The sequence below is a fragment of the Streptomyces sp. NPDC026417 genome, assembly GCF_055567695.1.
Map to the genome: position 1 here is coordinate 31,215 of NZ_JBVHPY010000005.1, position 12,552 is coordinate 43,766.

General features: G+C 70.2%; 11 protein-coding genes. 8 read left to right on the forward strand and 3 right to left on the reverse strand.

Annotated elements, in window-relative coordinates; translation table 11 throughout:
* The first annotated feature begins 56 nt into the window (after positions 1–56).
* The 3 genes from ACZ4NT_RS09695 to ACZ4NT_RS09705 are packed head-to-tail and all read left to right on the forward strand — an operon-like array spanning position 57 to position 3,167.
* Complete coding sequence (locus ACZ4NT_RS09695) at positions 57–1,703, forward strand: TerD family protein (protein ID WP_467724547.1); 1,647 nt, start codon at positions 57–59, stop codon at positions 1,701–1,703.
* Positions 1,704–1,714: 11 nt separating this feature from the next.
* Complete coding sequence (locus ACZ4NT_RS09700; RefSeq protein WP_121405863.1) at positions 1,715–2,395, forward strand: AIM24 family protein; 681 nt, start codon at positions 1,715–1,717, stop codon at positions 2,393–2,395.
* A gap of 16 nt (positions 2,396–2,411) precedes the next feature.
* On the forward strand, positions 2,412–3,167 hold the full coding sequence (locus ACZ4NT_RS09705) for an AIM24 family protein (RefSeq protein ID WP_121405864.1): 756 nt from the start codon (positions 2,412–2,414) through the stop codon (positions 3,165–3,167).
* An 84-nt stretch (positions 3,168–3,251) separates the two neighbouring features.
* Here the strand turns inward: ACZ4NT_RS09705 and ACZ4NT_RS09710 are convergent, their stop codons facing one another.
* Both ACZ4NT_RS09710 and ACZ4NT_RS09715 read right to left on the reverse strand, forming a co-directional pair.
* Positions 3,252–3,773 carry an NUDIX hydrolase gene (locus ACZ4NT_RS09710; protein ID WP_121405865.1) on the reverse strand — a complete coding sequence of 174 codons (522 nt, stop codon included), beginning with the start codon at positions 3,771–3,773 and terminating at the stop codon, positions 3,252–3,254.
* Positions 3,770–5,236, reverse strand: coding sequence for a zinc-dependent metalloprotease (locus ACZ4NT_RS09715; protein WP_121405866.1), 1,467 nt, complete (start codon positions 5,234–5,236; stop codon positions 3,770–3,772). The genes ACZ4NT_RS09710 and ACZ4NT_RS09715 overlap by 4 nt, the downstream gene beginning before the upstream one ends.
* Positions 5,237–5,427: 191 nt before the next feature.
* Here ACZ4NT_RS09715 and ACZ4NT_RS09720 point away from each other — a divergent pair, with 191 nt between their 5' ends.
* From ACZ4NT_RS09720 to ACZ4NT_RS09735, 4 genes are all read left to right on the forward strand, one after another.
* Positions 5,428–6,540, forward strand: a complete 1,113-nt coding sequence (locus ACZ4NT_RS09720; RefSeq protein ID WP_467724549.1) for an SDR family oxidoreductase — start codon at positions 5,428–5,430, stop codon at positions 6,538–6,540.
* Positions 6,541–6,814: 274 nt separating this feature from the next.
* Positions 6,815–7,276, forward strand: a complete 462-nt coding sequence (locus ACZ4NT_RS09725) for a molybdenum cofactor biosynthesis protein MoaE (protein WP_467724551.1) — start codon at positions 6,815–6,817, stop codon at positions 7,274–7,276.
* Positions 7,277–7,470: 194 nt separating this feature from the next.
* On the forward strand, positions 7,471–7,635 hold the full coding sequence (locus ACZ4NT_RS09730; RefSeq protein ID WP_183117000.1) for a hypothetical protein: 165 nt from the start codon (positions 7,471–7,473) through the stop codon (positions 7,633–7,635).
* A gap of 68 nt (positions 7,636–7,703) precedes the next feature.
* Complete coding sequence (locus tag ACZ4NT_RS09735) at positions 7,704–8,801, forward strand: YlbL family protein (protein WP_467724553.1); 1,098 nt, start codon at positions 7,704–7,706, stop codon at positions 8,799–8,801.
* Between the two features lie 129 nt (positions 8,802–8,930).
* Here ACZ4NT_RS09735 and ACZ4NT_RS09740 read toward each other — a convergent pair whose 3' ends face one another.
* Positions 8,931–9,473, reverse strand: coding sequence for a PPA1309 family protein (locus tag ACZ4NT_RS09740; RefSeq protein WP_121405870.1), 543 nt, complete (start codon positions 9,471–9,473; stop codon positions 8,931–8,933).
* A 137-nt stretch (positions 9,474–9,610) separates the two neighbouring features.
* Between ACZ4NT_RS09740 and ACZ4NT_RS09745 the strand changes: the two genes are divergently transcribed.
* Positions 9,611–12,547 carry a UPF0182 family membrane protein gene (locus ACZ4NT_RS09745; RefSeq protein WP_467724829.1) on the forward strand — a complete coding sequence of 979 codons (2,937 nt, stop codon included), beginning with the start codon at positions 9,611–9,613 and terminating at the stop codon, positions 12,545–12,547.
* The last annotated feature ends 5 nt before the right edge of the window (positions 12,548–12,552 follow it).

The following is a 12,552-nucleotide window of genomic DNA, read 5'->3' on the forward strand; positions in this document are numbered from 1 at the left end:
TTGCCGTTAGCCTGACGCGACGCACTCGCATTCGGGATGGGGGACGGTCGTTACGCATGGCCAGGGAATTCCAACGCGGCCACAAGGCCAAGATCAGTGACCTCACCGCGGGCACCGATCTGTACGTAGGCGTGCAGATCACCGGCCCCGGGCTGACCTTCGACATCAGCTGCTTCGGTCTGGACGCCGACGAGCGGCTGTCGGACGACCGGTACTTCGTCTTCTTCAACCAGCCGAAGTCCCCCGAGGAGTCCGTCCAGCTCCTCGGCGCGCAGGCGGGCGACACGGAGTCCTTCCGCGTCACGCTCGACAAGATCCCGCCGCAGATCCACAAGCTCTCCTTCACGGCGACGCTCGACGGCGCCGGGCAGATGTCGCAGATCGCTCCCGGATACCTCCGCATCGTCGCGGGCGGCGAGGAGGTGGCCCGGTACGCCTTCAACGGCACGGAGTTCTCCACGGAACGTGCCGTCATGCTGGGCGACTTCTACCTCAAGGACGTATGGCGGTTCGCCGCCGTCGGCCAGGGCTTCGACGGCGGGCTCGACGCCCTGCTGAAGAACTTCGGCGGCGAGGTCGCCGAGGAGGAGCCCGCACCGCAGCAGCCGCAGCCGGGTGCCTCCCCGTCCTTCGCGCCGCCCGCCTTCGGTGCCCCGGCCGCTGCGCCGCAGCCCGCCGCGCAGGGCTTCGCACCGCCGCCGGGAGCCACTCCGCCGCCCGCGGCGGCGCCCCCGGTGCACGCCGCGCCGACCATCGTCGCGCCGCTCACGCCGCCGGGCGGGGCCGTGCCGCCGCCGGGACCGGCACCGTACGCGCAGCCGCCCGGTCAGCCCGGTCCGCCGCCCGGCTACGGGCAGCAGCCTCCCGGCCAGAGCGCCCCCATGCCGCCGGGATACGGCCAGCCCCCGGGCGCCCCGTCCGGCTACGGCCAGCCGACCCCGCCTCCGGGCTACGGGCAGCAGCCTCCGTACGGACAGGTGCCCGGACAGGCCGGAGCCCCCTCGCCCTACGGTGCTCCCCTGGGCGCTCCGCAGACGGGTGCCGGTGTGGCCGCGGCGCTCCAGGCCTTCAAGGAGACGCCCACCGGCCAGCGGTGGACCCAGCAGAACAAGAAGCTCATCCGGGTCGACCTCGGCGCCGGCGGCGACCAGGCCGTCCTCGCCCGGCAGGGCAGCATGGTGCTCTACCAGGGCAAGGTCGACTTCAGCTACAAGGGCGCGGGCTTCGCCGGGCGGATCGTCGGCAACGCGACCGGCCAGGAGATGCAGCTGATGCGCTGCTCCGGCCGGGGCCAGGTCTTCCTCGCCGAGAACTCGACGATGCTGCACCCCATCGAGCTCCAGGGCGACGGGATCTGTGTCTCAGCGGAGAACGTCCTCGCCTTCGACGAGACGCTCCAGTACGAGGTGCGCCGCATCGAAGGACACGGCATCCCCGGTGGAGCGCTGTTCACGATGCAGTTCCAGGGGACCGGCACGATCGTGGTGAAGACCCACGGTGCGCCCGTCGTGCTGCCGGTCACCCCCACCACGTTCGCCGACTGCAACGCGGTGGTGGCGTGGTCCGCGGCCTCCCAGGTGATCGTCTCCAGCCAGGTGCGGATGCGCCGCAACGCCTATCCGGGCGACACCGGCGAGAGCGTGAACCTGCAGTTCCGCGGAGCGCCCGGAAATTTCATCGTCGTCCAGCCGTACGAGGTCTGAGGGAGCCCGTCATGAACCAGCCATTCGCGGGCTTCGCCCCGGCACCCGTCACCGCCCGCATGGAGAACCACGGCAACCACATGCTGAAGGTCGCCATGCAGACCGGAAACGACCTCCTCGCGCGCGTGGGCTCGATGGTCGCCTACGAGGGGTTCGTCCAGTACGAGCCCAACCCGCCGGCCGTGCGCCAGATCGCGCGCGACTGGATGACCGGCGAGGGCGCGCCCCTCATGAAGTGCTCCGGTGACGGCCTGCTCTACCTCGCCGACTACGGCGCGAACGTGGTCGTCATCAACCTCAACGGGGATGCGATCTCCGTCAACGCCACCAACCTGCTCGCCTTCGACGCGCACCTCACCTGGGGCGTCGAGCGGGTCAAGGGGCTCGCCAAGTTCGCAGGCCAGGGCCTGTGGAACACCAAGATCTCCGGTCAGGGCTGGGTGGCGCTGACCTCCCGGGGCAAGCCGATCGTCGTCGACTGCGGCGGCGGTGACGACGAGACCTACGTGGACCCGGACGCGCTCGTCGCCTGGTCCCCGAACCTCAAGGTCAAGGGCAAGCGCAGCTTCAAGGCGCAGTCGCTGATCGGGCGGGGCAGCGGCGAGGCCTACCAGATGGCCTTCTCCGGGCAGGGCATCGTCGTCGTCCAGCCCAGCGAGGACAGCACCGACCGCCTCCGGATCCGGGGCTGAGGGGGAACAGGACACCATGCAGAGCCCGCTTTTCGGCTACAACGAACAGCAGACCCAGGACCGCTACAGCCTGCAGAACTCGCAGATGCTGCGGGTCTCGCTGGAGGGGCACGACGACATCCTGGCCCGCAAGGGCACCATGGTCGCCTACCAGGGTCTGGTCGAGTTCGACGCCGAGTACCAGAACAACGGCCAGCGCCGGTCGCGCGCGATGACCGGCGAGGGCCTGGACCTGATGCGCTGCCACGGGCAGGGCACGGTCTACCTCGCGAACCTCGCCCAGCACGTGCACGTGGTCGACGTCGACCAGGACGGTCTCACCGTGGACAGCAGCTATGTCCTCGCCATGGACTCGGCGCTGCACCACGAGGTGATCGCCGTGGACAGCCAGTACGGCATCTCGGGTTCCGGCAAGTACCAGCTCAACATCACGGGCCGGGGCAAGGTCGCCCTGATGACGTCCGGGATGCCGTTGATGATGCAGGTCACGCCGGACAAGTACGTCAACTGCGACGCCGACGCGATCGTCGCCTGGTCGACCGCCCTGCGGGTGCAGATGCAGGCCCAGACGCACTCCTCCGGAGTGTGGCGGCGCCGCGGCAGCACCGGCGAGGGCTGGGAGCTCAGCTTCATGGGCCAGGGCTACATCCTGGTCCAGCCGAGCGAGCTGCTGCCGCCGCAGAACGCCCAGATCGGCCAGGGCGTGCGCGCGCAGTACGGCATGGGCCAGCACGGCGCCCACGGACAGAACCAGGGCAACGCCTGGAGCTAGCCGCGCGGGAAGCCTCTCCGGAGGTACGGGTAAGGGGCGGTCGCCATGGCGACCGCCCCTTACCCGTTGTCGGGTCCGTGCCGTTCAGAGCCGCGCGCGGGTGGCCTCCACCAGGCGGACGACCGACGCGTCGGCGACGTCCGAGACCTCGTCGTAGGGGAACCAGCGCAGGTCCAGGGACTCGTCGCTGATCTCCTGCACCGCTCCCGGAGCTGCGACGGCCGCGTACTGGACGTCGAGGTGCCAGTGGCACGGGGGCGGGATCGGATGCCGGTCGAGGCGCACCGGACCGCCCGGCAGCAGGGTCAGGCCGGTGATGCCCGACTCCTCCGTGGCCTCGCGCAGGGCGGCGGCCGCGAGTGTGGCGTCGCCGGGCTCGCAGTGGCCGCCCATCTGGAGCCACATGCGCAGCTTGCGGTGCAGGGTGAGCAGCACCCGGCCCTGCTCGGGGTCGACGACCAGGGCGCTCGCCGTGAGATGTCCGGCCGTGCACGCCTTCCACAGGCCGTCCGGGTGCGCTGCCAGGTGGTCCAGGTAGGCCTGGCGCAGCTCTTCCTGGTCCTCGTACCCCTTCAGTACGAGGACCGCGTCGTCGTGGAGGGTCACTCGGCGCCGTCGCCCCTGCCCTGGTCCTTGGGCTCGTCGTCCTTGGTGGGCGCCTCGCCCGACTCGTCCTTCTTCAGGTCCTGCCGGCCGCCGGGGCCGCCCGCCGCCTCGCCGAGCATCTTGTCGAGCTCGGAGAAGTCCAGCTGCTCGCGGTGCACGAAGCCGTCCGGGTCGTCCAGGTCGGACGAGGTGGGGAGCATGTCCGGGTGGGCCCACAGGCCGTCCCGGCCGTCGACGCCGCGCGCGTCCGTGAGCGAGGCCCACAGGCGGGAGGCGTCCCGCAGCCGGCGCGGCCGCAGCTCCAGGCCGATCAGGGTCGCGAACGTCTGCTCGGCGGGGCCGCCCGAGGCCCGGCGGCGGCGCAGCGTCTCGCGCAGCGCGTCGGCGGAGGACAGCCGGGGCTTGGCCGCCGCGTGCACGACCGCGTCGACCCAGCCCTCGACGAGCGCGAGCGCCGTCTCCAGCCGGGCGAGGGCGGCCTTCTGCTCCGGGGTGTCCTCCGGCTGGAACATGCCCTGCTGAAGGGCGTCCTGCAGCTGCTCCGGGTTCTGCGGGTCGAACTGCCCGACCACGTCCTCCAGCTTGGCGGTGTCGACCTTGATCCCGCGCGCGTAGCCCTCGACGGCGCCGAACAGGTGCGAGCGCAGCCACGGCACGTGCGTGAAGAGACGCTGGTGGGCGGCTTCGCGCAGGGCGAGATACAGCCGGACCTCCTCCTGGGGGACGCCCAGGTCCTTGCCGAACACCTCGATGTTCAGCGGGAGCAGCGCGGCCTTGCCGGCCGGGCCGAGCGGCAGTCCGATGTCGGTGGAGCCGACGACCTCGCCCGCGAGCACGCCCACGGCCTGCCCGATCTGTGTGCCGAACATGGCGCCGCCCATGGACCGCATCATGCCGATCAGCGGGCCCGCCATGGCCTGCATCTCCTCGGGCAGCACGTCGCCCATGGCCGCGCCGACGCGCTCGGCGACCGGATCGACGAGCTCCTTCCAGACCGGAAGGGTCGCCTCGACCCACTCGGCGCGGCTCCAGGCCACGGCGGAGCCCGCGCCGGACGGCAGCGACGTCGCGTCGTCCAGCCAGAGGTCGGCGAGACGGACGGCCTCCTGGACCGCGGAGCGCTCGGCGGGGCCGACGCTCGCGTCCTTGGTGCCCTCCGCGGTGCCCTGCGAGACCGTCTGGCGGGCGATCTGCTTGGCCATGTCCCAGTTCACCGGCCCGCCCTCGTACGAGAGCATCTGGCCCAGCTGCTGGAACGCGGCGCCCAGGTCGTTGGGGTTCAGGGAACCGAACATCGCGGCGAGCGGATTGTCGGCGCCGGGGCCGCCGGCGCCGGGAAACCCGAAGCCGAACGGGTTGGCCGGTCCCTGACCACCGCCGCTCTCCTGGTCCTTCTTCTTGCCCTCGTCGCCGTTCTCCGGCTCCTCCGGCGGAAGGCCGAATCCGAATGGGGTGTCACTCACGGGATTCCTCGGCTGGTAAGGCCGCCGGTTCTTTCCGACGGCGGCTGCCCGACAACACCACCCAGCGTAGACACCATGGGCCGATCGGGCCTCGGTGCTTCGCCGACTCTCTGCCTGCGGCAGGATGGATGCCACCTGGTACGCACGCGTCACGCGCGTTCATTACTGAAGACAACCGCTGGAGACGCCCGGTGAGTTCCCCAGATCCGCAGGTTCGCGCAGCGCGAAACCCTTCAACCGGCCCCGCCGCACGCGGGCCCGTCGTCGCCGTCACCGGCGCCGCTTCGGGCGTGGGCGCGCTGCTCACGGAGCGGCTGGCCACCAGCGAGGAGATCAAGCAGGTCATCGCCATCGACGAGCGGCGCGGCGAGTGCGCCGGGGCGCAGTGGCACATCCTCGACGTGCGGGACCCGGCCATCGCCGAGAAGCTGCGCGGTGCCGACGTCGTCGTGCATCTGGCGCTCGACCTGGACCTGGAGAGCGATCCCGCGGCCCGCACCGCGTACAACGTCCGCGGGACGCAGACGGTGCTGACGGCGGCCGCGGCCGCCGGGGTCCACCGGGTGGTGCTCTGCACCTCGTCGATGGTCTACGGGGCGCTGCCCGACAACGAACTGCCCCTCTCGGAGGACGCCGAACTGCGGGCGACCGCCGAGGCCACCGGTGTCGGGGACCTCCTGGAGATCGAGCGGCTCGCGCGGCGGGCACCACGGGCCCACCCGGGCCTCAATGTCACCGTCGCCCGGCCCGCGGTGCTGGTCGGTGGCACCGACACGGCGCTGACCAGGTACTTCGAGTCGCCGAGACTGCTGGTGGTGGCCGGGTCGCGGCCCGCCTGGCAGTTCTGTCACGTCGAGGATCTGTGCAGTGCCCTGGAGTACGCCGTCCTGGAGAAGGTCGACGGTGAGCTGGTCGTGGGGTGCGACGGATGGCTGGAGCAGGAGGAGGTCGAGGAGCTCAGCGGCATCCGGCGCATGGAACTGCCGTCCGCGGTGGCGCTCGGAGCGGCCGCCCGGCTGCACCGGATCGGGCTCACACCGTCCCCCGCCGGGGACCTGGCGTACACGATGCATCCCTGGGTGGTGAGCGGGAACCGGCTGCACGACGCGGGGTGGCGGCCGCAGTGGACCAACGAGGAGGTCCTGGCCGAGCTGCTGGAGGAGGTCGCGGGCCGGCACACGGTGGCCGGCCGGCGACTCGGACGCAAGGACGCGACCGCCGCAGGAGCCGCGGGTGCGACCGTGGCCCTGCTGGGTACGGCCGCCCTGGTCCGCCGGGCCCGCAAGGCGCGGCGCCGGATCTGACGGCGCCCGCCGCTCCCGGCTGCGGCCGTGCTCGGCGGGCCCGGCCCGGCTCCCGACCCGACGGCCGGAACCGTCGCCCGAATACGCACCGGAGCGCTGGGCCGTGTGGGTGTGCGCCGTGGGCCGTCCGAGGTCCGTGACCGACGGGCGGGCAACCGGACCGCTTCTGTAGGAGGCTCCAATCCGGTTCTGTAGGAGGCTCCAAGCAGGCCCGCCCGGGTGACGGGTGAAAGCGCTATTGGGCGCTGCCACCGCCGTGCGGCACGATGGGCGTATGGCACCTACGTTTGACCACCCGGGCGAGCAGGCGGCGCAGGACCCCATCAGGCTGCTCGCCGTCCGTGAGACGCCGCTCTCCCTGGACGAGGTCTTCCGGGCCGTCGGGGACGACGCGGCGGGCGGTACCGCGCTGTTCGTGGGGACCGTGCGCAACCACGACGGAGGCGCCGACGTCGACCGGCTCGGCTACTCCTGCCATCCGAGCGCCGAGGCGGAGATGCGCCGGATCGCCGAGAAGGTGGCGGCCGAGTATCCGGTGCGTGCGCTGGCCGCCGTCCACCGGGTGGGCGACCTGACCGTCGGCGACCTCGCGGTCGTCGTCGCCGTGTCCTGCCCGCACCGGGGCGAGGCCTTCGAAGCCTGCCGCAAGCTGATCGACGACCTCAAGCACGAGGTGCCGATCTGGAAGCACCAGACGTTCTCCGACGGCACGGAGGAATGGGTCGGGGCCTGCTGAGCCGGGCACCCGGCGCGGTCCACGGACCCCGGGTGACCGGCGGCACCGCCGCCGTGGGCGGGCCGCGGCCCGAACTCCTCACCCCCACCCGGTCTTCCGGTTGCGTAACCGCACCCCTGGCGTGAGCGTTAGGCAAGCGGATGGTTAATCTGCTGATCACTCAGTTCGGTCGCTCATGGGGTTGGGAGGTCGGCATGGCGGCGCTCGCCTGGTTGCTGATTCCGCTTTTCGCGGGGATCGGTGCCGGTCTGTGGGGCAGTTGGGTCGGCCGCAATCGCAAGACCGCGGGAGACGGCAGCGAACTCGCGGGCTACACGCGCTTCCGTGAGGCCATGGAGAAGTCCCACTCCGGGACGTGAACCGGGGCCGAGCCCCGTACGGGCGGCCCCCGCAGTGCGCTGTCGGCGTGGTCCCGTACTGTCGTTCCATGCCACGCCGCACCGCGACGATGCTCGCCTCCACCCTGATGCTGATCGCACTCCTGTGCGCGGGAGTGTTCATCGACGTGCCGTACTCGGAGATGTCACCGGGACCGACGGTGAACACCCTTGGCGAGCACGCGGGCGAACCGGTGCTGCAGATCTCCGGCCGGAAGACGTACCCGACGACCGGTCACCTCAACATGACGACGGTCAGGGTCACCAGCGCCGACTACAAGATGAACCTTGTGGAGGCGGTCTACGGCTGGCTGGCGCACGACAACAAGATCGTGCCGCACGACACGCTCTATCCCGACGGGAAGACCGAGGAGCAGTCGACGCAGGAGAACGCCGAGGAGTTCAGCCAGTCCCAGGAGAGCGCCAAGGTCGCGGCCCTCAAGGAGCTGGACATCCCGGTGAAGTCCTGGGTGATCGTCTCCACGGTCGTCAAGGGCACCCCCGCCGAGGGGAAGCTGCACGCGGGTGACGTCATCAAGGCCGTCGACGGCACGGTGGTGAAGGCACCCGAGGACGTGGCGAAGCTGGTCACCAAGCACAAGCCGGGCGAGAAGGTCGACTTCACGATCGTGCCCGCCAAGGAACAGGCCGCCGCCGAGAAGGCCAACCGGACGGCGACCCGGACCGAGGACATCACGATCACCACCGAGAAGTCCGCCGACACCGGCCAGGACCGCGCCATCGTCGGCATCTCCGCCGGGACGGATCACACCTTCCCGTTCACCATCGACATCAAGCTCGCCGACGTCGGCGGGCCCAGCGCGGGTCTGATGTTCGCCCTCGGCATCGTCGACAAGCTCACCCCGGGGAACCTCACGGGCGGCAAGTTCGTCGCCGGCACGGGCACCATCGACGACGAAGGCAAGGTCGGCCCGATCGGCGGCATCGAGATGAAGACGGTGGGCGCGCGCGACAAGGGCGCCCGGTACTTCCTGACGCCGAAGGACAACTGCGCGGCCGCCGCCAAGGACACCCCCGACGGCCTCACGCTGGTCAAGGTGAACACCATCGACGACGCGATGGACGCCCTGGAGGACATCCGCTCCGGCGACACCGCCAGCCTGCCGAAGTGTACGGCCAAGGGCTGACCCCCTCGGCCCGGTCCCGCGCCCGCAGGGTGCACGGCAGGCACACGCACACAGATGGGGGCGCGCCCTGAACCGGGCGCGCCCCCATCGCCGTACGGGGAACCTCGTGGAGCGGTGTGCGGAAGGCGATCAGTCCGCGAAGGTGGCCGACAGGGCCTCCGCGAGACCGGGAACCAGGTCGGAGCCGGTGAGCACCTCCGTGGGCGCGTCCTTCGACCGCAGCCGCAGCGCCGAGTCGCGCGAACCGTCGCGCAGCACCGCGACCGTCATCCGGACCTCCTCGCGGTCCGGGTGCTCGGCCACCCACCGGGCGAGCTTCTTGTCGCCGAGGCCCTCCGGAACCGAGGCCTCCGCAGACGGCGGCAGCATCAGCCGTTCCACGGTGAGCGCGCAGCCGACGACGGCGTCCGGCCAGGCGATGGTGCCGAGGAACTCGTCGAGCGGCTTGTCGGCGGGCACCTCGTCCTGCTCGATGGGGGTGAGACCGATGGTCTCCTGCTCGTCCTCCAGACCGAGCTGGGCCGCGAGATTGGGTTCCTGGGCCCGCAGTCGCGCGGTGTCTACGAGGGCGAAGAGGCGAGCGGGCTGGTCCCAGCCGAGGCCGGAGGCGTACTCGTCGATTTCGAGTACGGCCCGGGTGAGCGGGTTCGCTGCCATGGGAGTGTTGGACATGGTCACAATCCTGCCTCGGAAGTACCCGGAAGCGGGAACCGAGTAAAGCGTGAGTAAGTTGCATAGGTGTGGGCCCACGATCACGGGGGCCTGACGTATCAACAGCGAACTTCGAGGTGCGCACCTTGGCTTTCCAGATGCCGGACCGCGGCGGAGGCCCGACGGGGCCACGGATCAGAGTGGGCCGCCCGTCCCGGCGTGTCCGGACCCTGCTGATGACGCTGGGCGTCCTGGCCGTGCTGGCCATGGCGTTCACGATGTTCGCGGGGTTCTGGACGGACTGGCTCTGGTACCGGTCGGTCAATTATTCGTCCGTCTTCACGACCACGCTGTGGACCAAGATCGGACTGTTCTTCGTCTTCGGCCTGCTGATGGCCGCCGCGGTCGGGGTGAACGTCTGGCTGGCCCACCGGCTGCGCCCGCCGCTGAGCGCCATGTCGATGGAGCAGCAGAGCCTCGACCGGTACCGCATGGGGATCGCGCCCTACAAGAAGTGGCTGCTCCTCGGGGTCACCTCCCTCGTCGGGCTGATCGCGGGCGCGTCCGCCGCCGGCCAGTGGCGCACGTGGCTGATGTGGGTGAACGGCGTGCCCTTCCACCAGAAGGACCCCCAGTTCCACCTCGACGTCTCCTTCTACGCCTTCGATCTGCCGTGGTACCGCTTCCTCCTGGGCTTCGGCTTCGCGGCCGCGGTGCTCTCGCTGATCGCCGCCGCGCTCACGCACTACCTCTACGGAGGGCTGCGGATCACCAGCCCCGGAGCGCGCGCCACGGCCGCGGCCACCGGGCACCTCTCGGTGCTCCTCGGCATCTTCGTCGCGCTGAAGGCGGTCGCGTACTGGCTGGACCGGTACGGGCTCGCGGTGAAGTCCAGTGACTTCAAGGCCACGGGCAACTGGACGGGCCTGCGGTACGTCGACGCGAACGCGTACCTGCCGGCCAAGACGATCCTGTTCTGCATCGCCGTCATCTGCGCCGTGCTGTTCTTCGCCACCCTGTGGCGGCGCACCTGGCAGCTGCCCGTCATCGGCTTCGGCCTGATGGTGCTCTCGGCGATCCTCATCGGCGGCCTGTACCCGGCGATCGTCCAGAAGTTCCAGGTCCAGCCGAACGAGCAGGCCAAGGAAGCGCCGTACGTCGAGAAGAACCTGGAGGCCACCCGCGAGGCCTACGGCATCGACGGCGCCGAGGTCACGGAGTACGCGGGCCGCAGCGACACGGACGACAAGACCAAGCTGCGCAAGGACGCCGACGGCGCCGCGAGCATCCGTCTGCTGGACCCGAACGTCGTCTCGCCGACGTTCCAGCAGCTCCAGCAGGTGCGCAACTACTACGCGTTCCCGTCGAACCTGGACGTCGACCGCTACAGCAAGGACGGCAAGGACCAGGACACGGTCATCGGTCTGCGCGAGCTGAACCTCCAGGGCATCCCGAAGAACAACTGGATCAACGACCACTTCCGTTACACCCACGGGTACGGCGTGGTCGCGGCCAAGGGAACGGCGGCCGACGCCGAGGGCCGCCCGGAGTTCACCGAGTACGACCTGCCGTCCAAGGGCAACCTCGGCGAGTACCAGCAGCGGGTCTACTACGGCGAGAAGACCACCCAGTACTCGATCGTCGGAGGACCGCAGAAGGAGATCGACTACTCCGACGACAGCGGCGAGAAGACGACCAGCTACAAGGGCGACAGCGGGGTCAATCTCTCCAGCCCGGTCAACCGGGCCGCCTACGCGGTCGCGTTCAGCGAGCCGCAGATCCTGTACTCCGGCGCGATCGGGGAGGGCTCGCGGATCCTGTACAACCGCACGCCCAAGGAGCGCGTCGAGGCGGTCGCCCCCTGGCTGACCATCGACGGCGACGCCTACCCGGCCGTCGTCGACCACAAGATCCAGTGGATCGTCGACGCCTACACGACCACCAACGGCTATCCGTACGCCTCGCGCACCACGCTGGGCGACACGACGGCCGACTCGCTGACCGCCGCCAACAACCAGCGGGCGGTGGTGGCCCAGCAGAACCAGGTCAACTACATCCGCAACTCGGTGAAGGCGACCGTCGACGCGTACACCGGAAAGGTCACGCTCTACGAGTGGGACACCAAGGACCCGGTCCTGAAGACCTGGAAGAAGGCCTTCCCCGGGACGGTCAAGGCGAAGAACGACATCCCCCAGTCGCTGATGGACCATCTCCGGTACCCGCAGGACCTGTTCAAGGTGCAGCGTGAGCTGCTGACGCGGTACCACGTGAAGGACGCGCAGACGTTCCTGAGCGGCAGCGAGGTGTGGCAGGTGCCGGACGACCCGACCAACAAGTCGGGCAACGCCGTCCCGCCGTACTACCTCAGCATGAAGCTGCCCGGCGACGACTCCCAGGCGTTCTCGCTGACGACGACGCTGACACCGAACGGCCGGGACAACCTGAGCGCCTTCATGTCGGTCAACGCCGAGGCGGACACGGCCGATTACGGCAAGATCAGCATCCTGAAGCTGCCCACGGGCAGAACGGTCGACGGACCGAAGCGGGTGCAGAGCCAGTTCAATTCCGAACCCTCCATCGCCGAGTCGATCAGGCTCCTCAGGGGCGGTGACTCGGAGGTCGAGTACGGCAACCTGCTGACGGTGCCGCTCGACGGAGGACTGCTGTACGTGGAGCCGGTCTACGTACGCGGTGGTGGCCTCAAGTACCCGCTGCTGCGCAAGGTGTTGGTCACCTACGGCGGTGCGACGGCCTTCGAGGACACGCTGGGCGAGGCCCTCAACAAGGTCTTCGGATCCGAGGGCGCGACCCAGGAGCCACCGGAGGAGGGCGACCAGACCAAGCCGCCCACGTCGAAGGACCCGACGGTGCAGCAGGCGCTCGACGATGCCCAGAAGGCCTTCGACGACGGCCAGGCAGCTCTCAAGAAGGGCGACTGGGAGGCTTACGGCAGGGCGCAGTCCGACCTCGAGGACGCCTTGCAGCGGGCCGAGGACGCCCAGGCCAAGGCCGACAAGGCCGGCGGCGGCGAGGCCGACAAGAGCAGCTCCGAGGACACCGACAAGAGCAGCGACAAGGGCTCCGGAGGCGGCTGACCAGG

Bases quoted from the DNA above. Each gene is read 5' to 3' on its own strand.
- ACZ4NT_RS09695 (WP_467724547.1), top strand. From the start codon at position 57: ATGGCCAGGGAATTCCAACGCGGCCACAAGGCCAAGATCAGTGACCTC.
- ACZ4NT_RS09730 (WP_183117000.1), top strand. From the start codon at position 7,471: ATGGCGGCGCTCGCCTGGTTGCTGATTCCGCTTTTCGCGGGGATCGGT.
- ACZ4NT_RS09705 (WP_121405864.1), top strand. From the start codon at position 2,412: ATGCAGAGCCCGCTTTTCGGCTACAACGAACAGCAGACCCAGGACCGC.
- ACZ4NT_RS09745 (WP_467724829.1), top strand. From the start codon at position 9,611: ATGCCGGACCGCGGCGGAGGCCCGACGGGGCCACGGATCAGAGTGGGC.
- ACZ4NT_RS09735 (WP_467724553.1), top strand. From the start codon at position 7,704: ATGCCACGCCGCACCGCGACGATGCTCGCCTCCACCCTGATGCTGATC.
- ACZ4NT_RS09740 (WP_121405870.1), bottom strand. From the start codon at position 9,473: ATGTCCAACACTCCCATGGCAGCGAACCCGCTCACCCGGGCCGTACTC.
- ACZ4NT_RS09725 (WP_467724551.1), top strand. From the start codon at position 6,815: ATGGCACCTACGTTTGACCACCCGGGCGAGCAGGCGGCGCAGGACCCC.
- ACZ4NT_RS09700 (WP_121405863.1), top strand. From the start codon at position 1,715: ATGAACCAGCCATTCGCGGGCTTCGCCCCGGCACCCGTCACCGCCCGC.